A 23,992-nucleotide genomic window follows, 5' to 3' on the forward strand; every position below is an offset into this window, starting at 1 on the left:
CATGCTCGCGCTCATTCGTTCCGAATGGCTCAAAATCCGCAGGTCGGTCATCTGGCTGCTCCTGCTCGTCAGCCCCGGCCTTGCCGGGCTCATCGGCCTGTTCGGCGTGCGGGAGGAGCAGCCCGGCGGACCGTTCCCTTGGCTGATCGCGCTGGCGCTCATGACCGCCCTGCACGCCATGCTGTTCCTGCCGCTCCTGACCGGCGTCTATGCCGCACTTGTCTGCCGGTATGAGCATGCCGGAGGGGGCTGGAAGCAGCTGCTCTCGCTCCCCGTGACGCGGACGAGGGTCTACATCGTCAAATTCCTGTTTGTCATGGGGCTCGTCGCCCTGACGCAGCTGCTGTTCCTCGCCGTACTGCTCTTGATCGGCACGGCCAAGGGAGGGGGCGGTGCCATTCCTTGGAGCGAGCTGCTCGGCTCCGTCGGCCGCGGCTGGCTTGCCTGCCTGCCGCTGGCCGCCCTCCAGCTCGCGGTGTCGACGGCCTGGTCCAGCTTCGCGGCGCCGCTTGCCGTCAACGTCGTCTTCACCATCCCGAACATGCTGGTCGCCAATTCGGCCGACTACGCTCCTTATTATCCGTGGGTCCAGCCGCTGCTGGCCATGATGCCGCATCAGAACGGCTACGACTTCGGGGCGTTCACCCTTCCTTCCCTGACGCTCCTCTCCGTCGTGATGGGCAGCTTCGTCGTCTTTTTCCTCGGAGGCTGGGCTTATTTCGCCCGCAAGGCGGTATAGCGAAGCACTAAGGGGCTGGGACAGGGGCAGCGCGGCTGAGTTGTCTTTCGACGTCCGGGATAGGGAGCAGGGAATCTGAGGCGTCCCCAGATGCGCATGAACGGCATCACCGTTCGTTACGGGACGGCTGTCTGCTTTGCCGGTCTTTCCAGCGGCTTCCTTCTCCGATATAGTAAAGGAAACGAATCCCACAATTCGCATGCTAGGAGGAGAACGCCTTGCCCGGAGCCTATCAACTGGACATTGTCGGAGAGTCCGAGCGATTGGAGGTCGCAGCCCGACAGAGAATGGAGGACTGGAGGCGGCAGGCCGTCCGCTTCACCGCCGCCTACCCCGGAGCGGTGTACACGAACGGTCCCGACGCAGCCAAGGTCGCGTTGACGTTCGACGACGGACCGGACAGCGCCGTCACGCACCACATTGCCGAGATTCTGACGCAGTACGGCTTGAAAGGCAGCTTTTTCTTCGTCGGCAGCCAGGTGACTCGCTTCCCGGAGATCGTGCAGGCCGTCCATGAAGGAGGCCATCTGGTGGGCAATCACAGCTACCGGCATCCCCGGCTGACGGAGCTCGCGCCGGAGGCGGTACAGTCGGAGCTGGAAGAGACGCAGGAGGCGATCCAAGCAGCGATCGGCCGTACGCCCGCTCTGTTCCGGCCGCCGTTCGGCTCGGCCAATCCGACGGTCATCGAGGCCGCCCGGCGTCTGGGCTGCGCGACCGTTCTCTGGTCGCTCGACACGCTGGACTGGCTGCAGAAGGAAGAGGCCCACATCCGCCTGAACGTGGACCGTCACGTTCGCGGCGGCGAGATCATTCTGATGCATTCGAGCGCCGGCTGCACCGAGACGGCCAAGGCGATGCCGCGCCTTGTCGAGAGCCTGCTCAAGCGGGGGCTTGCCGTCGCTGGGCTCGACGAGCTGCTGGGCATTGCGGCGTACCGGGAGTCCGCCGGTTAGAGCAAGCGGACAACAAGAGGCTGACCCGCCCGTCATTTCCGGATGACGGCGGGCAGCCTCTTGTTCTCTTTTTACGCTCGTCTGGCCTTGTTGTCGGAAAGCCGGAAGGTGTAAGAAGATGGAGCTTGCCGCTTCCCGCTAGCTCGGCTCCGCGGCCAGCCGTCTCGCGAACTCTCTGGCACCGAGCGCTACGATCCGCCGCGGATCACGGGCGGGCACGATTGTGCAGGCAGCCCAGTGCTCCTTGAGTGTGAGCTCCTGGGCGACCGCCAGCGCCTTGTCCAGATAGCCCTTGTAGGATGCGGCGCTCCCGCCGATGACGATCCGGTCGGGATTGTACAGGTGCAGCACATTGGTCAGCGTCAATCCAAAGTAGTACCCGGCGCGGTCAATGATCCCCTCCGCCTTCTCGTCCCCGCGTTCCAGCGAAGCGAGGAAGGTCTCTACGTCCATGCCCGCCTGGCGGAGAATGGCGGCGCCGCCCGCCAGATGGTCCAGCTTCTGCGTCCCGGCGTCGGTCGGGAACATCGTGTAGCCGAGCTCGCCGGACCAGCCGCTCGCTCCTCCGAGCAGCTTCCCGTCCGCCACGACGCCCATCGCCACGCCGGTCCCCGCCATGATGACCGCCAGCGTCCGGGCGTCCGGATAATGGGCCGCCTCCGCCATGGTAGCGGCCTTCACGTCATTCAGCAGCCGGACCGGAAACCGGCCGTCCGAGAAATAAGCGGCCGTGGCGCCGTCCAGCGCCTTCATATCGCTGAAGGCGACCCGGTCCGTCCCGGCCACGAGTCCGACCAGCCCGATGCCGACTCCATCCGGCTCATACGGCAGCCGGTCCAGGAAGCGGTCCAGCTCCTCCTTCAGCCCCGCCAGCGTGCAGCGGTCATGACCGGTCGGCGTCCGGTGCTCGATCCACTCTCCCTCGTGCTCGGCCACCAGCATCATCTTGGTTCCCCCGATATCGACACCAACGAACTTGTTCATCGTCACGGTCCTCCCTCTCATTCCCTTGCTAATGGCTGCTCGTCCCGGCTGCCGGATTCTCTTTATCCTATTCTCCTCTGTCTGCGGATTTTCCTGTTTTCCAAGGGATGTTCCCCCGCGAGGGCCAATAGAAGCGCGGTTGGCTTCGGCAATTATGGGCGCTGCCTCGAGACTTCGTATAGACGAAAAATAAGCTTAATCCCTGGCTAGCAGGATTAAGCTTGCTCGACCGATTATCCCATCGCCTTGCCCACGGGATACTCCTCCGATTGCTTGAATTGTTCTTCCAGGCAGGCCATGACCGCCAAGACCAGGTCTTCGCGCCATGGCGGGGCAGCGACCTGTACGCCGACAGGCAAGCCCGCGCTGTTGTCGTCCACTTTGCAGGCAGCCTGTACGGACTTGTCTCCGCTTCGGGAGCGGACACCCGTTTCATTCGGGCGGACGCGAGTCGTGCAGACGACTCCTGCAGGCATGCCCAAATAGTTGTACAGCAGCGCGTACGACCCCTCATAGGACATCGGAATGGATTGGTCATGCTGCACGGATGGAGTGAGGAACGGTGGCGCAATCAAGACATCGACTTGCTGCCGCTCCATTTCTTGGAAAAATTTATCCCGGTAGGCCTCCCGCTTGCGAACGAGCTCGCGACGCTCATCTTCTGTTTTTAGACCCAGATAGGGAATGATATGCCGGCCAGCGATTGTTTGGCCCAGCAGGCGCAAAATCCCGGAAACGACCGCCTTCTTCCCTTTGGTGAGGCCGAATGACCGATGAACGCCGACCAATTGTGCCGACATCTCGTCTCCGTTCAAGGAGCGCTCGATTCCGGCAGCACCCGCGGCCGACATGAGCGAATAAAACTGGTGGAGAGCATATTCGGGCTCTGGCAGCTCGAATGGTTTGACGATGGCGCCGCACGATGCCAATGCGTCTGCCGCTTCCTTAACAGCACGTTGAAGAGCGGCAGCTGGGGCAAGAATGCCGTCTGTCGTATAGAAGCCTATGCGAAGGCCCTGCATGGAAGCGGAACGTGCCGCTCGTACAGGCGATCGCACTAAAGATTCCGGCGTCGACAAGACTTCCATGGCAAGAATAAGATCCTCCACCCACCGGGCCATCGGTCCCGTGCTCGCCATCATCGCCGCTTCCGGCACGAGATGGACAATACCCTCCGGCTTGCCCGAGGGAACGCGGCCTGGAGTAGGCTTCAATCCGTGAATGCCGCAAAAAAGAGACGGGGTGCGGATGCTGCCGCCGACATCGGTGCCGAGTCCGAGCGGCGACCCCCCGGCAGCGATGATGGCAGCTTCGCCGCCGCTGCTCCCGCCGGAGGACCGTTCTTCCGGCCGCCAAGGGTTGCATACCCGCCCGAAGACAGGATTGACCGATTCACAGCCCATTAACAGCTGCATGATGTTGCTTTTGCCGATGATAATGGCACCGGCCTGCTTGAGCCGGGCCACACTGGGGTCATCAGCCGGCGCCAGCCTGCCCTGCCGATGGGGCAGTCCCCACGTGCTCGAGGTGCCGGCGACATCGAGCGACTCCTTAATCGTTACGGGAACGCCGTGCAAGGGACCCAGTTCCGCTCCTTTCTCCCCCGCTTGCAGATCGGCCTCCTTCGCTGCTTTCCGGGCTTCCTCGAAAAGCGGAACAGCGATTGCGTTCAGCGAAGGGTTCGTTTCCACAATCCGTTCTATATGCGCTTCGACCAGCTCTTGCGAGGTCCAGCGTCCTTCGCGGATGCCTCTGGCCATTTCGGCCGCACCCAGGTGCAGCAAATCTATTCTTTCTGCGGCAACTCCCATTTTTCCCTACACCCTTTATGTTAGATATGTACGTCTCAGTTTAAAGGCTCCGGGATCCCCCTGTATAGTCTTTTTCAACAGCTCAAGCTGCGGATCGTTGCCCGTTGTGGAACCGGCGTGGAGAGACAAGCCGGCAAAAAGGCCGCCTGCCGGCGGCCCTTCCTTTGGTAAAACACGGGACTCAGATCGGACCACCTTCACCTGGCTGCTCTACTCAGCCCGAAATTCGCCCGGAAGCTCCTGCCGGAGGCCGAGAGCCTGCGCGACAATCGCCACAATCCGCTCCGAAGCCTGGCCGTCGCCGAACGGATTGACCGCACTCGCCATCCGGCTGTAGCGCTCCTCGTCGCGCAGCAGGCTGGAGGCGGCTTCATATACGGCTTCTTCCTCCGTACCCGCCAGGTAGACGGCGCCCGCGGTCACCGCCTCCGGCCGTTCGGTCGTGTCCCGCATCAGCACGAGCGGCTTGCGGAAGACCGTCGCTTCCTCCTGCAAGCCGCCGGAATCGCTCAGGATGAGGTGGGAGCGGGATAACAGATTGATCATATCGGGATAATCGATCGGCTCCAGCAGGTGGATTCGGTCATGACCGGACAACAGCGAGTAGGCGGTTTCCTGTACGGCCGGACTTAGATGTACGGGATAGACGACCGTCAGGTCGGGATGGTCGTCGGCCAGGCGGCGGATGGCACGGAACATCTGCTTCATCGGCTCCCCGTAGTTTTCCTTGCGGTGCGCGGTCATGGCGACCAACCGGCCGGGTCTCTCCGTCAGTTCGCGAAGCCGCTCGTTCCGGAAGACGTAATCGGGCCGGTTCGTGAGCAGAGCCGCGTCGATAGCCGTCTGTCCCGTCACGTAGATCTGCTCCGCGGGGTAACCTTCGCGCAGCAGCTTCTCCTTGCTGAGGGCGGTCGGGGCAAACAGCAGATCCGTCAATACGTCGACCAGCCGGCGGTTGATCTCCTCCGGCCAGGGCGAGTACTTCTTGTGCGAGCGCAGCCCCGCCTCCACATGGCCGAGCGGAATATGGTGGAAGAAGGCGACCAGCCCGCCGCATACCGCCGTCTGGGTGTCCCCGTGCACGAGGATGAGATCCGGCTTCTCCTCCGCCACATAGCGGTCCAGCCCCGTAACGGCCGCCGAGGTAATGTAGGCGAGCGTCTGGCTCTCCTTCATCAGCTGTAGATCGAGATCCGGCCGAATGTCGAAGGCGGCGAGCGCCTGATCCAGCTGCTCGCGGTGCTGCCCGGTCACGACAACCCTCGTGTCGAACCAGTCTGGATGCTTCCTAAGCTCCTGCACGATTGGCCCCATCTTGGTCGCCTCGGGACGCGTCCCGAAAATCACCATCACTTTCTTTTTCATTTCGATGACCCCTCTTCGTCTCTATTTGGTTTACTAGGAACGGTCCGGAATCGCCGGCCGTCTTCCGTATTTTACCATTCTCCGATTCCTTACGAAACCGCTTTCTCTTCAAAAGCTGAGGGACGTATCCGGCTCTCATAGTGCCTGGAACAAGGGCAGCTTAAGTGCGCTTAGAGACAGAACGCCGGGCTTCTCCGCGAGAGTCGACCGTGCAATGCTTCCAACCTTGGCAAAATCGGGTAAGATAGAGGAGATAGAAGAGAAAGGAGACATGCCAACATGCCAACCATTCACGTAGAAGGAAAAGGGGCCATCTCCGTCCAGGAGGGGCAAAAGCTCGTACTTGCTCTGGAGGACAACGGGGTGGACATTCTCCACCGCTGCGGAGGCAATGCCCGGTGTACGACCTGCCGCGTCGAGGTGCTGGAGGGCGATGCCGGTCCGGTCGGCGAGGCGGAGGCCGCCATTCTCACCACCAAGGGGATCACCGAGCCGAACGTTCGTCTGTCGTGCCAAATCCGCGTACATACCGACCTTACCGTTAAGCCGGTCATGACCGCCTCGAACTCCGGCCTTGAGCCGGGCAAGCGGCCCGTCGATTGATCCATCGGCGCGCCAACCGCCAGTCGCCGCTCCTTTATGGGGGCGGCTTTTTTCGTGCGAGGTTCCGCACCGCCCTCCCTTCTTTTAAACCCCGGCCGTTTCCATCCGTCAGGATCCTGGTGCATTCGACCCGACCCGCTCTGTCCAAAGCCAGGTCCGCCGACCCACGCGCAGAAGAAAAAAATAATGCTTGGCTACCTTGTTAAAATTTGCTAACGTAGGCAACAGAAAATGATTGTCGAATGTCCTACTTCTTTGTCTCCCGAGGTGTTCTATGAAGCTCAAGCACAGCATGCCCATCCTCCTGGCGATTCTGCTCATCGCCGTTAACGGAAGCCTGGGCTACCTTCTGTACCAAAAAGTAACCGGTTCGGCGCTCGCCTCCGGCACGCCCGAAGCCGCCGCGGAGCCCTCTTCGTCTCCTGCAGCCGATGAGGCTACAGCCCCTCCCTCGCAGGCCGAAGCCGCGGCGGAGACGAAAACGGAGGCATCCGCCGCGCCCGTCCAGGCCGCGGCTGCCAAGCCCAAGCCGACCGCAACGCCCACTCCCGCTCCGCAGGAGACGACGGTCAAGCTGTACGACGGCACTTACCGATACATAGGAGCCGTCACGAACGGCGCGGCAAACGGGCAGGGAACCGCCTTTTACAAGAACGGGCAGAAGCGGTTCGAGGGCGAATTCCGGAACGGCCAGCCGTATGCGGGCCGATCGTACTTTGAGAACGGCAGCCTCCGGGCGGAGGCCAAGACGTCAGGCGGTTCGCTTCAAATAACCGGCTACAACGAGGACGGCTCCCTTTACTCCAAGACGACGGTACCCGCGAACAGCAAGGTCGGCACCTCCACCATCTACTATCCGAACGGCTCCGTCCTATACAAGGGGCAGGTGGACGGTGTTACCGAGCTGCCGAACGGACAGGGGACGGAATACCACATGAACGGAACCAAGCGCTATATCGGCTCCTTCAAAGACGGCAAGTACGACGGCAGCGGCACGTTCCTTACGGACGACCAGAGAGACAGCTACGAAGGCCAATTCACGGCAGGCGAAATGAGCGGCAACGGCCGGTTGTACGCGGACGGGGTTCTCTACTACGAAGGCGGCAACAAGAATGGGGTCTATGATGGCAAAGGGACGTTCTACATGAACGGAACGATTGCCTACACCGGCGATTTCGTGAATGGGAACATGGAGGGCCAAGGCAAGATGTACGACAACGGCAAGCTCGCCTATGAGGGCGAATTCCGGAACAACATGCCGACGGGCAACGGCATCAATCACCTCGGCGGCTCCACGATCAGCATCAGCATCACGACCCGGCCGCCCGGCCGGACCGGCGGCACCTTCAACATGCCGGACGGCATCCGCATTCCGTCTTACGGGGAAGTGCAGGAAAGCCTCGCCAAACAAAAAAGATGACGCCTAGGCGTCATCTTTTGTTGTGTTGGGGGAAGGGAATTCTACGCCCACTGCAGTTTCATAAACTTCGGATACGTATCCTCTGCCGAGCGCAGCAGCATGATCAGCTTATTGAATATCTGTTCCGGATCTAATTGATTGGGAACCACATTCATTGAATACTGGGCCGAAATCCGCCCCTCCGACTCCATGAATTTGGTGAACCGGTACTGCACATTCAACTCATTGATTAGACTGTGAACAGCCTCTTTTTTCAACGGGTTTTTGATGTTGGCTATGTTATAGATGTTCAGATCCACGAGGTCCTCTCTATCATTGAACGAGACTACAAGAAGGACCGATCCTCCGTTCTCAAAGCTTTGTGTCGTTCTAAAGTAAACTTCGCCCCCATCCTGCACTTCTTCCATATGTACGTTTATTTGCTGCAGATACGTTCTGAATAGGGATACGTTGGACATCTGAGTTCCTCCATTATGTTGATTAGATAGATGGCTGCAAAAGCAGGGGGAAAGGGGCCTACTGGGAACAACCCAAACCCTGCCCCTCATCCCTTATCTCTTGAAATAATTACTAATATAGTACAATGGAACTACAAATTCAGTCAATAAAAGGCAACCCAAGAGGAATCCTTAGGGCCCGCTCCGTTCCAGCACCAGCACATAGCCGCGTGTCCCGTCCAGCCGGATCCGGTCTCCGTCCCGGATCAACCGCGTCGCTTCGTCCAGACCGACGACGGCGGGCAGCCCGTATTCCCTCGCCACGACGGCACCGTGTGTCATAAGCCCGCCAACCTCCATGACAAGCCCGACGGCGGAAGAAAATAGAGGCGTCCAGCCGGGGTCGGTGAAAGGAGCGATCATGATTTCGCCCGGCTTCAGCTTCGCCTCCTCCGGACGCAGGACGACGCGGGCTATGCCTTCGACCACGCCGCTGGATACCGGTGTTCCGAGCAGGGCTCCTTCGGGCGCATCCCCCGGCTTGCGGCGGCCGGTCACTATCTCGCCCTCGCTTGTCATCAGGCGAGGCGGGGTGAGCGTACGAAACCTCTCCAGCTCCCGCTTCCTCGCCTCTATCAACTCCCGAAGGCCGTCCAAGCGCTCTCCCTGGCTGAGCTTTCGCAGCTCCTCCAGCGTCAAATAGAACACATCGTCCCGGGTCGGCAATATGCCCGTTGCCGCCAACTGCCGCCCCTCCTCAAGCAGACATTGCCGGATCATCCCGAAGTGCTGCATCATCAAGTATTTGGGATGCTCCCGCAATGCCATCAGCCCGCGAAAGACACGCACCAGCCGGTCCATCAGCTTCGCCTTGCACCAGCCGAACGGCTGCTGGCGCAGCCTCGCCGCAAGCTGCCGCCGAGCGGCCTCCGCCTCTTCGGCTCCACGGGCAAATTTCGCCCGGTGCTCCCCCTGCTCCACGGCCCGCAGGTGGCTGACGACGGCAGGAAGCAGCGTCGCCGAATCTTCGCGCCATCTGGGGCGCGTGACGTCGATTTCGCCCGGGCATCTCATGCCGTACTCCTCCAGGAACCGATCCCACGCCTCGCCGAAGGCGTCTCCGCCTTCCACAAGCCGTAGACGCTCCCGGAAACGCATAGGTTCCCCGTCCTGAAGGAGCTCGATGACGTCCGGATAGGGCCGTGCCAAATCCGCCAAATCCCCGATTCGCAGCCCCATCTCGCTCGTCACATTGCCGTGCAGCGATTTGTTGAGCACATGGATGACCTCACCTTCGCCCTCGCCCAGCCATCGTTCGGCCAGCGCCCGAATGAGGCGCGAGGAGAGAATGCCGGCGAGCGGATAAGGCATCAGCCCGGGGAACATCCGGCGGAGCAGCGAGCCGGCCTGCTCCTGAATCGCCGTGATCCGGGCGGCACCGGTTTGCCCGGACAGCCGCTTGTGGGCTTGCTCCAACGATGCGAGCATCCGGCTGGTTACAGCCGGACGGGCGTCTTCCACCCGAGCGAACAGCAGATTGTTCACGGCCCGCAGCAGAATCGGCCCGACGAACCGAAGTGCGTGCCGGGGAAGCCCGGGCCGGCGCGGGATGCCCCTCCGAACCGCCTCCCGCTGAAGGAAATCCTCGACTCCGATCCCCATCTGCTCGTCGATGCCCTTCATGAGCTTGGGCAGCAAGCGCCGCGCCGGCTTCATCCCGAACACGTCGGTTATGTCCACGTACATTCTGCCTCCGGCCGCAGCCGTAACGCGGCTTACCTCGCGAGCCGACGGCTTGTCGAACGGCAGCATCGTCCGCAGCAGCGACAGGCCCATCGGCTTCATGGCGTCCGTCATCATCTGCTGGTGGCCGAACGAGAGGAACAGACGAAGGCCGCCCCCCGCCGCCGCCCCTTCCGGTACCGGGTAGAGCGAAGTAATGGGGCGGCTCTGCACGATGTAGAAGCGTCCCTGCGCATAGCACCACTCGACATCCTGATCCGTTCCGTAATGCCGCTTGATCCTCTCGCCCAGCTCCGCCAGCTGCAGAATCTGCGCATCCTTCAGCGCCTGCCGCTGCTGCTCTTCCTCCGGAAGCCGCTTCGTCACGGTGCCTCCCTCCGGCAGAGCGTGGATGGCGATTTGTTTGCGGGAGACTTGTTTCTTCACGAGACGCCCTTCCTGCACCTGATACAAGTCCGCCGAGACGAGACCGGAGACGAGCGCCTCGCCGAGCCCGAAGCTGGCGTCGATCGAGACCGTGTTCCTGTGCCCCGTAACCGGATCAGCGGTGAACAAAATGCCGGATACATCGGGAATGACCATCGTTTGCACGACGACAGCCAGAAGGACGGACCGGTGGTCGAACCCGTTCTTGGCCCGGTAGGCTATGGCCCGGTCGGTGAAAAGCGATGCCCAGCACTCGCGAATCGCCTGCAGCAGCGCTTCCTCGCCCCTTACGTTCAGGTAAGTGTCCTGCTGCCCCGCGAACGACGCCGTCGGCAAATCCTCGGCCGTCGCACTGGAACGGACGGCGTAAGACTCCTGCTCGCCTGCCCGGCGCCAGCCCTCCAGGATCAGGGACCGGACGGCTTCGGGGATCGGCAGCGTTAAAAGATGGCTGCGGATGCAGCCGCCCAGCTCGGCAATCCGGTCCAGCTGGTGTGCTTTGACCACGGCCAGCTGCTCAAAGTATCCGGCCATCTCGCCGCTCTGTGCCAAGAACGCCAGGTAGGCGTCCGTGGTGACGCAAAACCCGGCAGGGACGGGAAATCCCGCTTTCGTCAGCTCGCCCAGGTTGGCTCCTTTGCCTCCAACCAGGGATAAACTGCCTTGGTCCACCTGCTCAAACGCAAGCACGTATCCGTTCATTCCGCTGCACGCTCCTTCACTTCTCGGGATTGTTGCGAAGCCCCTCCAGAAACAACGAGAACAACGTATCCGCCACATGAGGCATCGTGACCCCGTGCTGGGCGGCAAAATCCGGCCGGATCAGCCTTTGAATAGTATCCAGCAGGATGACGGAAACCAGGCGGATGTCCAGGTCTCGGATCTCTCCCGCCTCCTTCGCCTGCAGGAGAAGCTCTTCCACGAACAGAAGCTGCCGCCCGCGGAAGGCCTCCACCCGCTTCCACAAAGCGGGCGCAGCCTTCTGGATATCTTCCAGAAACACCGGATGCAGCTTCATCATCTCCTGCTTGATGCCCAGGAAGACATCCCGCAATCTGGCAAGCGGGCCGGCATCCCGCTTCCTCTGCTCGGCGATCGTGTCTGCAATGGCGCGCATGGTTAAGCCGAGGACGGCTTCGGCAATGTCTTCCTTGCCCCGGAAGGACAGATACAGCGTCTTCTTGCTGATGCCGAGCCGTGACGCCAGTTCGCTGAGCGTGACGTTCCGGTACCCCTTGGCGTTAAATAGGTCCGCCGCCTCCTGCACGATCCGCTCTTTCAGCTCTTCATTCATGACCAGGCTCCTTTCTCCCGTATTCCTGGACAGCAGCCCTAAGACGAGCCCCTGGAAACCAATGTAGTATTCTTGGTTTCCACTCTACAGAGATTCCCCGTTTCCGTCAATCCTCCGTTGGTAGCGATCAAAGAAAAAAGCCGCCCTTTTAAAAGGACGGCTTTTTGAAGAAACGTTCCCCGCCGGGAGAGCGGCCGGTTTCGTTCCAACGACGGAGTTCCGTTAGCAAGCGTTTGGATTCCTGGTTGGTCAGCCGGCAGGCCTGTCGACACTACAATGGAAGAAGTTTAATATTGCGGAACTCCGCGTAGCCTCCATGATTCTGAAGCCCGATATGGCCCAAACGAGGCATGTCGCGCCACGCATACTTGAACTTGTTGTCGGTCCCGTCCGGATTTTTCCCGGCTACCGACCACTCGTCGAGATCGGCTTGCACGACAATCGTGCCGTTCAACGTGAGTTCGACCCGACTGCCCTCGCAAGTAATCGTGATTTGGTTCCATTCGCCCGCCGGACGAACGGCGTTGGACGAAGGAGCGACCAGATCATACAAGGCGCCGGAGCTGTTCTTCACCATTTGTTCTTGCTCGTATGTATCTAAGATTTGCATCTCCAGTCCCGTATTCACCGGGTCCGCAAGATCAGACCAGCGGAAGAACACCCCGCTGTTCGCCTTCGGCGCCGTCTTGTACTCCAGGTAGAGGACGTAATCCTCAAACTGCTCCTGGGTATACAAATACCCGGTGCTCTCGCCCTTGCAAACCAAAAGATCGTCCTGGACGATCCATTCCTCCGGATGCTCGGTTGCCGCCCAGCCGTTCAAAGTTTTGCCGTCAAACAATAGACGGTAACCTTGCGTTTGTTCTTCCTCTGTCAACGTGTTCATCGTCTTCAAATTCATCGTCTTCCTCCTCGTTTTTCCAACTAGTAGAAGTTTACTACAAACCACTGAGCTTTAGAGAGTCACTAGTCAAAAAAAGAAGCCGACTGAGCGAGCCCGCCTTTCGCTTCTTCCACGGTAGAAGACAAGCCTCTCGCTCACTAGCTGTCATCGCTGTACCGACCGCAAACATCGTCTAAATTTTTTCTCCTGGCTAGCATAAAGTTAGAAATTTGGGGTTATGTACTACTGAACTAGCATTTAAATCCGCAACAAAAAAGAGAGGCTAACCTACATTAGGGAGGTAACAGAATGCTTGAGATAGGCTCCATTGTGTGGGGGGTTCGGAATGTCCCCCGTGCCATCCAGTTCTGGACGGAGGCGCTGTCCTACAAACCATTGCGGGAACCTTCAAAGGATTGGGCGATATTGATTCCCATCGAAGGCCCAGGCGTCCAGATAGCCATTACCCAGGTTTCATCGAATCCGCAAACTCACCAGCGTCATCATTTAGACCTGTACGCAACGGACCAGGAAGCAGAAGTTAGGAGATTGCTTGGTCTTGGCGCACATCGAGTGGATTGGACTTATCCGGAAGGTGCAGATTATATCGTCTTGGCTGATCCCGACGGGAATAAATTCTGCGTCGTGCAGAAGTAACAAAGGACAATCTCTTTATTAAGTCGGCACAGCTATCACCGCTTGGTAGTTGAATCCAAAAGAGGAGGAGCACTAGGAAGCAAACGTAGTGCATCAGGGCTATTCGGCCGAAAGGATAACAAGGCGCATTAACGAATAGGTATGGATAAGGACAGCCAACAAGTACTTCCGGAGGGCGGACCGTATATGGGGACCTATCCAATTTCACTGATTTACCAGGATTATTGGAGGGAAAAGCCAGAGTTTGTCAAACCGACCACAACCGATTTCCGTTGGATGATGTTTGCTATAGAAGACGGGCATTTCGCCTATACGATCGATAATATCCGGGGAGAAGCTACGAAAGGCGACCTCGTCATTTGTCCGCCGGACGCCGAATTTCAGAGGAAGGCGCTGACTCCACTTTCTTTTCATTATTTTTTGTTCCAATTTTCGGAAGCCGCCGAGCCTAATGCCGAAGCAAGAATGATAGACCTGCTTAGGCGGCTTTACTCATTCAAATTTACCGCCCGCGAGCAGGACCGTCTGTTCAATACGTACCGGCAGCTGAACCGGCTCGGCCGTATGCCGGATAAGGTCAACAGACAATGGCAGGAGCACTACGCTAACGATATATGGATGCTGTTCCGCATGGAGATTGAGCATACGGCCAGGCAAAACTTGCTGGACGAAGACCGGCTCATGAAGGAAGCGAAGGCGATCATCGACCATCATGCCTTTCGCGATGTTCGGCTGAAGGATATCGCCGCTCGCCTGCATATCCATCCGGTCCAACTGAGCAGACGATTCCAGCGTGTGTTCGGAATGGCGCCCTCTCACTATTTGGTTTCCATCCGGATGGAAAAGGCCATACGCTTACTGATCGAGACCGAGTACACGATCGACCATGTCGCACAGCTATGCGGGTATGAGAACGGCTTTTATTTCAGCCGCGTCTTTACCCATTACAGCAACATGAATCCTTCGCAATACCGCAAGCTGCACAGCATGGCATCACCATGATCCGATAGAGGACGGAAACCGGCTTTTACGAATAGAAGGACGGCCTCCGCCCCTTACCGTATAATCCAATCGACCTTTATTCCTTAATAGAACCTACCAGCACACCTTTTATAAAGAACCTTTGCAAAAATGGATAAACAAGCAACAACGGCAACGCGGCGACGATCATCACGGAATACTTGATGAGGGAGGCGATCTTGATTTGTTCCGCCAACGATTCGATCTCGCCGGGATGTGTTCCGCCTTGCGGACCGATGTCGCCAATTTGGCTGGTGATTAGAATTTGTCTTAAAACCAGCTGCAGAGGGTACATAGTCTGATCCGACAGATAGATCAGTGCGTTGAAGTATTGGCTCCACAAACTGACGGCATGAAAGAGCCCCATCGTAGCGATGATCGGAGCCGAAAGAGGAAGAACGACCTTCAAAAAAACGGTAAAGTAGGAAGCCCCGTCTATTTTCGATGCCTCGACTAATTCTTCCGGAATCGTTTGTTTAAAAAAAGCATGAGCGACAAGGATCGACCAGGCACCTACGACATTGGGAATCACCATGGCCCAAATCGTATCCAGCATCCCCAATCCTTTTACGACCAAGTATGTCGGGATCAGGCCCCCGCTGAACAGCATGGTAAACAGGATAATCCACAAGACCAGGGGTTTTGCTATCAATTCCTTTCGGGACAAGGCGTAAGCGCAAGGCAGCAAGACGACCAGGTGGAGCACCGTTCCCACAGCAGTATAAAGGGTTGTGTTGAGATAGCCCCTCCATATCGTATTGTCTGCGAATACTCGCTTGTATCCGTCAAAGGTGATCTCCACCGGCCACAGCCACATTCTCCCCATGCTTACCGCTGCCGGATCGCTAATGGATGCACTGGCCACATAAAGAAGCGGATAGGTGATAAGGGCAACCACGATAAGCAACACTGTATGATTGATGGTCTCAAACGATCGATCAGATAAAAGGAACCGATTCATACCGTTTCCTCCCTTACCATAAGCTGTTTTCGCTTGTAGCCCGGGCCACTTGATTCATGACGACAATCAAGATCACATTGACGACCGAATCGAACAGACCGATCGCCGCTGCATAGCTGTATTGCCCGTTCAGCAATCCGCTTTGATAGACAAAGGTTTGGATGACATCGGAGGTTGCCGCGTTAAGCGTATTTTGCATAAGCAGAACCTTCTCGAATCCAACCGACATGAAGTGCCCGAGATCCAGGATTAACAAGATAACGATCGTCGGCAAAATAGCGGGAAGACTAATATGCCGGATGCACTGCAGCCGGGTCGCCCCATCTACCTTGGCTACACCGTAAAGCTCCGGATTCACTCCCGCCAACGCCGCTAAATAAATGATCGATCCCCACCCCAGATGCTGCCATACACCGGACCACACATAAATATGTCGGAACCATCCCGGGCTTTGCATAAATTGGACAGGCTCTCCCCCAAGAGCCCCAATGATGTTGTTGATAAGCCCGGTATTCGGATCGAGAAAAGCCACAAGCATCCCGACGATCACTACCGTAGAAATGAAATGGGGAGCATAGGTAAGGGTTTGGGACCATTTTTTGAAAGCCCCGTTCTTCACTTCATTGATGGAAAGCGCCAGCAATATCGGCAAAGGAAACAAAAGCAGTTGATAGACATTAATAATCAACGTGTTCTTGAGCAAGCGCCAAAAATAATAGGATTTGAAAAACCGTGTGAAATGCTCGAAGCCGACCCAGGGGCTTCCCCAAATTCCTTTTGTGGCGAAAAAATCTTTAAATGCGATTTGCACCCCGTACATCGGAATATAGTGAAAGATGATGAAATAAGTCAGGGCAGGCAGCAAAAACATATACAGCTGCCAGTTCTTTACGAATCTCTTGCCGAGCTTGTTTAGGCGAGATGGCGCCCGGACAACGGATAGGGCTTTGTCCGTTTGCATGAAACGGCCTCCCTCCACTTGGGTTTGACGGGATACTGGCGTTGTTATTTTGCCGCCGCAAATCGGTCGTAGGCTTTCTTTTGAATCTTCATATACTCGTCAAGCCCCATGCCTTTGATTGTGCTGATGTACTTATCCCATTCGGAGAAAGGCGTCTTGCCCGTAATGAAGCTGTCGCGTGCCTCACTGACATATTTCTCGATATCGGCTGCCAATGCGGACATCCTTTTCTCTTCGTCGACCGTGAAGGTAAAGGCCGGCCAAATATCCTTGGCGAGATCGGGCTCCAGCAGCTTCTCGGACAATTTGGGCAATTTGGCATCCGTGCCGAAATAACCCTGTTTCACAAAGCCGGGATACCCGCCTCCCCCCCATGTCAAATAGGGCTTCCTGGCTTCCGCGAGAGACAAGCCGCCAGGGTTGTTCGTAATGATGTCCATCAGCTTCGGACCGTCTGCCGTTTGATGAAATGTAACCCCTTCAACGCCCATGAAGAACAGCTTAGCTCCTTCGTCGCTATAGAAATAATCCATCCAGCGAGCAGCGACAGCCGGATCCTTGGCTTTATCCGTTATGGAGAATCCGCCCATCCCGGCCAAAGGAGAAACCTGATAAACCCATTGATGGTCGCCGTGCGGTCCCACTAAAACCGGGGCAGGGGCGAAATTCTCGCCGGAGGGGCCAAATTCCGCTACCGGATCGGGATCGACCGCGCTGCCTATTGCATCGCCGAGGGATTTAAACTTCCCTCTGTCAACGGAAAATACATCCTGCATAATTAATTTTTCAGCGTAAAGCTTGTTGATATATTGAAGCATCTCTTTGTAGTTGTTATCTATGGGGAAAAAGCGGAGTTCGTTCGACTTCGGATCCACATCGACAAATTGGTGCTGGCCCCCCCTGTTCCCGATGTTATACGAACCTTTGAGCCAATTGACCAAGCCGGACAGTTTGTAGGGGTCGCTGTACGGAATCTCATCCGCTTTTCCGTTCCCGTTCAGATCCGTTGATTGAACCGCCTTCAAATAGTTGTAGAAGTCATCCGTTGTTTTCGGCATATCCATCCCCAGCTTGGCTAGCCAATCCTTTCGGATCCAAGGCCGTTCGTTGCTGAGGACAAGTTGAAAGTCCGGTGAGTAGATCGTTGGTGCCGAGTAAATCTTACCGTCCGGAAACGTTAACCCCTTTTTGATGGAAGGGTATTGGTCAAGCAAAGCCTTCAGGTTGGGCATATGCTTATCGATCAAATCGTTAAGAGGAAGAATGACGCCTTGGCTTCCATACTTGTTCAGATCGGAGTTTGAAAGTCTGGCGGTATAAAAGACTTCCGGGTAGCTTCCGCTTGCCAGTGCCAGATTTCGTTTTTCGGTTAGCCCCTCAAAGGGAACCAAGCCCCAATTAATATGGACGTTGGTCATTTCCTCGTATTTCTTCCAAATCAGAACGTCATTATAATCCGTCGCATTTCCGGAAAATCGGCCGGTCATGAATTGCAGGGTTACCGGCTCTTTCACGATAGGCATCCCGCTCTCGTTTACGTTGCTCGATGGCTTGTTTGTTTCTTTCCCCGGTTCTTGTTTGCTCTCGTCTCTGCTGCAGGCAGAGCTGACAATTAACATGGCCGCCAACGGAATAACTAACCCTGTTTTACGCTTCATGGACTACCCCTCCATTTTTGGGTATCAATCACGCGCTTGAATGATCATGTCTTCACGAAAACGGCCGGCTGTATCGAAGAAGGCGAGATGGGACGCCCACGATCTGAAATTGTTATTATGCATATTCGATAGTTTGAACAAGATCTTATGGGTTCCTGAGGTCAAGCTAATTGGAACTTTCTGAACTTCGAAACCGTTTCCATGAGTTTCATCCAAGACTACTCGATCGTTCACGTACAGCCTCATTCGATCGTCGAACCCGACTCGGATCGTTCCTTCGAAAGCTTCTCGTAAGGTGATGTAGCCGTAAGCGAATCCATAGCATTGCGTCTGGTAATTGATTCTCGGTACATGAGGCCGCATGCACACATGGAAATCCATGAATCCTCTAGGAGCGTTCAGCGTCTTCCAACTGACGGGCATTATCGTGTTATCCGAAACGCGGTAGTCCGTCGTCAGCGACAAGTCCTGACTTTTCTCTATTTCGTGCGTCTTGTCAAACGGATTCGGGTCTTCGTCCTTTACCGGTCCGTATACATTCCACGTATGCATATACTCCGGAAGGACGTCGCCGGAGAGTCTCCGAGCCAAGCTTTCCTGCCATAGGTCCTTCCCTCCAGGAAGCTTGTAAAATTCGCGATGGGGTTCGTCTTGGTACCAATAAGCGACGCTCGAAATACACGCCCCCATAGCTCCCAGCTGCATGGTGATGGAAGACTTGAAACGAATCGGGTCCTGGGCAAAAAACCGGTACAGCACCAAGTTCACAAAGGATTTATGGTCGGTATCGAGCGTCTGGCAGAACGGGTTTCCCATGTAAAGGTGGGAGGAGCGGGCTGTCCCCCAGGAATGGCCAAAGAAATCCTCCGCCCCGATGCCGTGCATCAGATGCGGGTGCCTCTCTCCGTCGATCAGGATCAGATCCCCGCCGCCATGATACCAGGAGTCCTGCTGATGCGATGCCGCTCGGATCCCGAACGTCGCTCCAATCAAGTAGCCTTCTCCTTGCGCATCCATGACCACGTACCGATGCCCGTAGCTATCGGTGGGAGACTCCATTCTGTACTTGGCATGAAATCGGAGCTGAGCCCATCGCTCTGGCAAGCCATCTGTACATTTCTCATAGTCGCATTGAAAATAAATATCTTGGGAAGGCACTTCAGGATCGATGTACAATTGGATAATCGCTTTTTTGGCGAATGGCATCGTAAAATAACAATTCAATCCGTTCTTCGGTAAGATGTGCAAGTAGCAGCTGTCCAGCTGGTACTCGCTCCCGGTCATCCCCATCGGCAAACCGAAAAAATCGCCTATCGGAGCTTCTACGCTCGGAAACGCTTCGTCGTCCCAATAGATGCGAAGGATGCACATGCGGCTCAACTGCTTGGCAGTCGTGGAAATTGTCACCCATAGATGCTTAACAATACCGGGGCCGTCAATCTCCGCCAGTGTATTCCACTGTCCCGAATGCACCGTTTTGTGTACAGTAACTCGCTGAGACTGGTATTCGTAATCCGGCAGCGTAAAGGTCATGGTTTCCATCTCCGTTCCTGAATAATGGGTGTGTTAACGTTTACATAAATTCGTCGCCAAGTCTTCTCAGACTCATACGGAAAGCAGCTGTCCGTCCTGAAGCAGCCTTGTTCGAAGCGTCCCGTAATCGACGTCTTGAACGGCTCTTCCGCTCCCTTCAAGGGCCATAGCAGCGGCGGTCCCCGCCGATTGACCCAGAACCATGAAGACCGGTTCCATGCGAATCGAGCCGTAAGCGATATGCGAGGAAGAAAGACAGACTGGTACGAGCAAGTTCGTGCACTCCGTTCCTTTTGGGACGATCCCCCGGTACGAGATCGGATACGGGCCGTTTAACCCGGTTTCCACATTGCCTTCGTTCACGCAGCGTCCGTCGATGACAAGGCGGCGGCAATTATGCGAGTCCATCCCGTAAGAGGCCATGCCGATCGCATCTTCCTCCACGCGATAGCGCAAGCAATGATTCTGGTTCATCACCACATCCCCGATCATGCGTCTGCCTTCCCGAACATACAAGGAATGCGGCCAGTTGGCGGTGCCGAGGAACTCGTCAGCTGGCAAGCCCCAACGGCTGACCTCCTCGCGAATCGATAGCGGTACGCTGTCGTCGTTGGCAAGGAAGTGCAGGATCCCGAGATTATGGTGCACATGCTCCTGGAAGAGACGTTCCCGTTCCGCGTAATCGCCGTCCGGCCAGCCGTGGTTCATCCCAATAAAGTCGGTGCTGACGGCTCCGAAATTGTTCAAGTCGGTTTTGCCGTTCGGCATCGGCCAATGCAGCCGCATCACATCCCAGACGCCTGCGCGAATATAGCGGGACAGCAGTTCGAACTTGGCGGGGTCGTACCCCGGAGGCTGCGGAAAATCGACCTTGTTGCTCGCCGTGTCGGTAAGACAAATGCGGAAATTGTACGCTTGGACCGAGCTGTCGCCCTGACCTTGAATACCCGGAGATGCATCCGACACCCCGTACAGCAGCCCGCTGTCCGGCTTGCCCTCCACGACAAACGGGTCGACCCACGCCCGGAAGGTGTGATGGGGAGAGCCGAACTGGATGCCGTTCCACGTCTCGTGATACACCGCGTTCGCTTCTCTGCCGACATGATAGGACACGCCTGCACGAGCCAGCAGATCCCCTTCGTACGAGGCGTCGATAAACATTCCCGCGCAGTATGCGTCGCCGTTCTCCATCGTTATCCGCACAATTCTGCCGTCGCGCTTCTCCACCTGCTTCAGGTGCTGCTCGAAGTAGACGGGAACCCCCGCTCGCTCCAGCATCTCGCTGAAGAGTTTCTCCGCCACATGCGGCTCCATGTACCAGGCGGTTCCGTCGGCTTCCTTGCTGTCGTAGTGCCGCCCGACAGCTTCGTAGAACTCGCGGGCGATGCCGCCGATCGATGACTTGTTCCCGAAGTCCGTCCGGCCGAGGCCGCTTGCTGTAATGCCCCCCAGATGGCGGCCGAATTCGGCAATAACGACGTTTAACCCCATTCGACTCGCTTGAACGGCTGCAGCGATTCCCGCAGGCGTACCACCGTACACACACAGATCGGCCTTCCTCGTCACCGGCTGTTCCGACTTGGCCTTCGGCGAATAATAGCGTAAGTCCGTTCTTGACAATGCCATCCCCCCTCACTTCGTCATCCTGCCATAACTGCTTGCAAATTAAGATTATAGAATCCCGCTATCCGTTGAACATGCACATTCTTAGTTCGTTATGTACAATCTTTCATGGCATACATGAAAAAAGACTGCCGAAACGTTCTCGACAGTCGTACAGCCCGGTTCGCGGACAAGTTCCTCGCGGCGCTTGCCCGGCCAATAAATTGGTACTTGTCCCGCTAAGCGAACCTACAGTCTTTTCCTCATATATTGCTTGCTGTACCCCTCCGTAAAGCCAAGGCTGTCGTACAGATGTCTGGCAGGATTACCGACGACGCACCAGAGGCTGACGGTTGTATGGCCGCGCCGATACAGTTCATTGCATAAATACATCACAAACTTTCTTCCGATCCCCTGCCCCTGAACGTCGGGACGAACGGAAACACTGCTGATTTCATTCCCGGAAAGGTGGCTGTAGGCGACGATTTCCCCATTACGCTCGCAGACAAAATGGTCAGCGGCATCCTCTCTCCATGCCCGGCGTTCGGTTTCACTGGGATGCGCAACGACAGAATCGGGGAAGCTCCCGACGCGGACGCGCATTTCGTGAAACGCCTGGGCATACATAGCCTGACTCTCCAGATAGTCTTCGTCCGTATACGGCCTCGCGGGAAGCTCCATCGGAGGGAAGGGATCGCCGGTCCGCTCCATATAAGCTGAAGAAAAATAGTCGTCATACCCGAGCTTGCGCGCAAACGCATGCGCTGCTGGATGCCCGGTAACAAAAGAGCTTCTGACGGTTTGGGTTCCGCCCTCCCGCAAGACGGCTTCCGCATGCTTGACGACAGCCGTACCGATTCCTTGTCTGCGAAACGGGACAACGACGAATACAGTAAGATAGCTTACGACTCCGGGCTTGCTCATCTGGGCTATCGCCACGAGCTTATCGTCGTTGTAGGCGGTCACGAACAAGTCCGGGTATTGTGCAAGCGTCCGCAGGAGATCCTCCCCGGCTTCGGCGTCTCCACTAACTAATTCTCGGACAGCGGCATACTCTTCATTCCGGAAGCGTTCGTACCGAAGATCGGTCTGGGTCATCGCTCTCTTCTTCCTCCCTTATTACGGCGATAAAGAATCCTCTGTCTCACTCCATGAAGAGAAGCCCAAGGCGGGCTCTCGTCCTTCTTCCTCCGAACTCCCCTGCTCTAACGGACTTGGGCACGAACGAATTGCTCGATTCGCTGCCAGTACTCGGCCCACAAATAATCCGCATTCTCGATAACCAGCTTCGGAATGTCCCAATCGTCCACGAGTCCACGCACAAACGCCTGGCTGCCTCTCCACAGCAAGCCGGCCTCCCGAAAATCCTCGTCCGTTTTGAAGGAGACCGGTCCCCATTCCATGCCTCGAACGCTGCAGATGAACCTCCACTGCGCTTCCGGGTCGATTTGATAATAATAAATCAGCGAAGGATGGAGCGGAGAAAGAATGTCCTGCAAGGAATGCGCGAACCCTCGCAGCTTATCTTTGTTCATCCCGCCGTGAAACGATGTGTTGATGGTGTCCTGAAACATCACGCTTTCGATAATGGTCACGTCATGACTTGCCAGCAGCTGCTCTTGCACGAATGTCCTATATTTCGCTTGAAGGAGGCTGATGAATTCGTCCGCTTCCCGCTCGTCCGCCTTGTTAAACGTACGGTCAAGAAGGAACAAGGGGTGATTCGGCTGCTGCTCCAGAATGCAGCGATTGGCGATTCCCCATTCGTTCAGCAGGTCCGAAAACCATGCGTGCACATGTTGTCTTTCCGGATCCCGGCATACCGTCGATTATGATTAGCCGCTTCGTTTTCATTTTCGCCCTCCCCCTATCCCAGTGCACAAGCTTCGGAGCCTGATTATAAGCCATGTCTTCCTAATTGGGAGTTGGAAAAAATCTATAAAACAAAACAGGCCCGCCCTACTTTGGAAGCAGTTCCTATACTTATCCATGACAAAAAGGGGTTAAAGCAGCTTAACCCCATACTCTGCCCTTTGGGCCGACCTTATAGTTTCCTCAGAACCATCCACCACATTTTGTCATACGACTTAAGCTCAACTTCTTCTAATCCTAAACCTGCTTCTTCAATCCATTCTCTCGCCATGTTTATGTAAGAACTATGAAATTCCGAAGAATAACCCATTGCCTCATAACCTGCATATGTACAGTTATCAAAGACCATGTAGCCACCTGGCTTCAGTAATTTCCTACACGTATCGATTAAACTGACAAAAGCATCATATGTAGCAATTTTTAATTTTCCGCTATTGTGATACTCCATAACTTTACTAAGTAATTGTGGTTCAATCTCCCACCAATTGTTATTAATTGTATCTATGTTTTCGATCTTTGCGATGATTGTTTGAATAATGTCATTGATCGCATGGTGGAATGCAATGACTTCCATTGACCCTTTACTAAGGTGATTCAAGATATTAGCACCATCATCTTCGATAATTTGAATACTTAAATTTAACCCTTCTGTCTTTTCACGAAATCTTTGGGAAAGTTCTTTATTTAAATTGGCAGTAACATAGTTTCCACCATTCCCCGAAGAATAGGCGTTCATTGCTTTTGGAATATAAACTGTATCTCCTGCACCTATCTCAAAGATACTTGCATTACGTGGAACGTTTACTATCTCAAAAATATGGAACCATGATGCTGTGTAATATAACTCGAGTATTTCAAAGCCCTTTTCTTCAGAAAGGTTAATCGGGACAGTGATTACCTGATTAAACCGACTTTCTATTTCGTTCGCGTTTTGAAACATCTCAGATAAAGAATCACTAACTAGACGTTCAAACCTACCCAATTCGATTTGTTTTGAGAGCTCACTCAAATTCATACCCTCATCCCCTTAACACAAATAATGGTAAGTATGATATCGCCATTGCCGG

The 23,992-nt window shown here is 55.9% G+C and carries 21 protein-coding genes; 6 read left to right on the forward strand and 15 right to left on the reverse strand.

Translation table 11 applies throughout. The annotated features are described in order from the left end of the window. Position 1: 1 nt before the first annotated feature. Complete coding sequence (locus KJS47_RS08245; RefSeq protein WP_213524381.1) at positions 2–739, forward strand: ABC transporter permease; 738 nt, start codon at positions 2–4, stop codon at positions 737–739. 218 nt (positions 740–957) lie between these two features. Beyond that, complete coding sequence (locus tag KJS47_RS08250; RefSeq protein WP_213524383.1) at positions 958–1,695, forward strand: polysaccharide deacetylase family protein; 738 nt, start codon at positions 958–960, stop codon at positions 1,693–1,695. 138 nt (positions 1,696–1,833) lie between these two features. Here the strand turns inward: KJS47_RS08250 and KJS47_RS08255 are convergent, their stop codons facing one another. From KJS47_RS08255 to wecB, 3 genes are all read right to left on the reverse strand, one after another. Next, positions 1,834–2,679, reverse strand: coding sequence for an ROK family protein (locus KJS47_RS08255; protein WP_213524385.1), 846 nt, complete (start codon positions 2,677–2,679; stop codon positions 1,834–1,836). A 233-nt stretch (positions 2,680–2,912) separates the two neighbouring features. Next, positions 2,913–4,490 carry an amidase gene (locus KJS47_RS08260; RefSeq protein WP_213524387.1) on the reverse strand — a complete coding sequence of 526 codons (1,578 nt, stop codon included), beginning with the start codon at positions 4,488–4,490 and terminating at the stop codon, positions 2,913–2,915. 210 nt (positions 4,491–4,700) lie between these two features. Continuing rightward, a complete protein-coding gene (gene wecB, locus KJS47_RS08265) occupies positions 4,701–5,855 on the reverse strand; it encodes a non-hydrolyzing UDP-N-acetylglucosamine 2-epimerase (protein WP_213524389.1) in 1,155 nt (384 codons plus the stop codon). Between the two features lie 279 nt (positions 5,856–6,134). On the opposite strand from wecB, the gene KJS47_RS08270 reads away from it, so the two are divergent. Both KJS47_RS08270 and KJS47_RS08275 read left to right on the forward strand, forming a co-directional pair. Then, the gene (locus KJS47_RS08270) at positions 6,135–6,458 is read left to right on the forward strand and encodes a 2Fe-2S iron-sulfur cluster-binding protein (protein ID WP_213524391.1); all 324 of its coding nucleotides are present in this window, start codon (positions 6,135–6,137) and stop codon (positions 6,456–6,458) included. Positions 6,459–6,732: 274 nt separating this feature from the next. Then, on the forward strand, positions 6,733–7,878 hold the full coding sequence (locus KJS47_RS08275) for an MORN repeat-containing protein (RefSeq protein ID WP_213524393.1): 1,146 nt from the start codon (positions 6,733–6,735) through the stop codon (positions 7,876–7,878). A 41-nt stretch (positions 7,879–7,919) separates the two neighbouring features. Here KJS47_RS08275 and KJS47_RS08280 read toward each other — a convergent pair whose 3' ends face one another. The 4 genes from KJS47_RS08280 to KJS47_RS08295 form a co-directional block, all read right to left on the reverse strand. Then, on the reverse strand, positions 7,920–8,336 hold the full coding sequence (locus tag KJS47_RS08280) for a YbjN domain-containing protein (protein WP_213524395.1): 417 nt from the start codon (positions 8,334–8,336) through the stop codon (positions 7,920–7,922). A 171-nt stretch (positions 8,337–8,507) separates the two neighbouring features. Next, entirely contained in the window at positions 8,508–11,186 is a 2,679-nt protein-coding gene (locus KJS47_RS08285) for a phosphoenolpyruvate synthase (RefSeq protein ID WP_213524397.1), read from the reverse strand. Between the two features lie 16 nt (positions 11,187–11,202). Next, entirely contained in the window at positions 11,203–11,778 is a 576-nt protein-coding gene (locus KJS47_RS08290; RefSeq protein ID WP_213524399.1) for a TetR/AcrR family transcriptional regulator, read from the reverse strand. Between the two features lie 271 nt (positions 11,779–12,049). Next, entirely contained in the window at positions 12,050–12,679 is a 630-nt protein-coding gene (locus KJS47_RS08295) for a 3-keto-disaccharide hydrolase (RefSeq protein WP_213524401.1), read from the reverse strand. A 291-nt stretch (positions 12,680–12,970) separates the two neighbouring features. Here KJS47_RS08295 and KJS47_RS08300 point away from each other — a divergent pair, with 291 nt between their 5' ends. Both KJS47_RS08300 and KJS47_RS08305 read left to right on the forward strand, forming a co-directional pair. Next, on the forward strand, positions 12,971–13,318 hold the full coding sequence (locus KJS47_RS08300) for a VOC family protein (RefSeq protein WP_213524403.1): 348 nt from the start codon (positions 12,971–12,973) through the stop codon (positions 13,316–13,318). A gap of 186 nt (positions 13,319–13,504) precedes the next feature. Then, positions 13,505–14,320, forward strand: coding sequence for an AraC family transcriptional regulator (locus tag KJS47_RS08305; RefSeq protein ID WP_213524405.1), 816 nt, complete (start codon positions 13,505–13,507; stop codon positions 14,318–14,320). 76 nt (positions 14,321–14,396) lie between these two features. Here the strand turns inward: KJS47_RS08305 and KJS47_RS08310 are convergent, their stop codons facing one another. The 8 genes from KJS47_RS08310 to KJS47_RS08345 all read right to left on the reverse strand — a co-directional run bounded on the left by KJS47_RS08310 (position 14,397) and on the right by KJS47_RS08345 (position 23,940). Next, positions 14,397–15,299, reverse strand: a complete 903-nt coding sequence (locus tag KJS47_RS08310; RefSeq protein WP_213524407.1) for a carbohydrate ABC transporter permease — start codon at positions 15,297–15,299, stop codon at positions 14,397–14,399. Between the two features lie 13 nt (positions 15,300–15,312). Next, complete coding sequence (locus KJS47_RS08315) at positions 15,313–16,260, reverse strand: ABC transporter permease (RefSeq protein ID WP_213524409.1); 948 nt, start codon at positions 16,258–16,260, stop codon at positions 15,313–15,315. Between the two features lie 44 nt (positions 16,261–16,304). Beyond that, positions 16,305–17,918 (reverse strand): extracellular solute-binding protein, encoded by a 1,614-nt coding sequence (locus KJS47_RS08320; RefSeq protein ID WP_213524411.1) that lies wholly within the window; start codon positions 17,916–17,918, stop codon positions 16,305–16,307. Positions 17,919–17,942: 24 nt separating this feature from the next. After that, positions 17,943–19,451, reverse strand: a complete 1,509-nt coding sequence (locus tag KJS47_RS08325) for a glycoside hydrolase family 172 protein (protein ID WP_213524412.1) — start codon at positions 19,449–19,451, stop codon at positions 17,943–17,945. Positions 19,452–19,523: 72 nt separating this feature from the next. Beyond that, positions 19,524–21,071 (reverse strand): FAD-dependent oxidoreductase, encoded by a 1,548-nt coding sequence (locus KJS47_RS08330; RefSeq protein ID WP_249716171.1) that lies wholly within the window; start codon positions 21,069–21,071, stop codon positions 19,524–19,526. Between the two features lie 231 nt (positions 21,072–21,302). After that, a complete protein-coding gene (locus tag KJS47_RS08335; protein WP_213524417.1) occupies positions 21,303–22,151 on the reverse strand; it encodes a GNAT family N-acetyltransferase in 849 nt (282 codons plus the stop codon). Between the two features lie 107 nt (positions 22,152–22,258). Beyond that, entirely contained in the window at positions 22,259–22,849 is a 591-nt protein-coding gene (locus KJS47_RS08340; protein ID WP_213524419.1) for a hypothetical protein, read from the reverse strand. Positions 22,850–23,097: 248 nt separating this feature from the next. After that, entirely contained in the window at positions 23,098–23,940 is an 843-nt protein-coding gene (locus tag KJS47_RS08345; protein ID WP_213524420.1) for a hypothetical protein, read from the reverse strand. Between the last annotated feature and the right edge of the window lie 52 nt (positions 23,941–23,992).

The sequence above is a fragment of the Paenibacillus sp. J31TS4 genome, assembly GCF_018403265.1.
Lineage (GTDB): Bacteria > Bacillota > Bacilli > Paenibacillales > NBRC-103111 > J31TS4.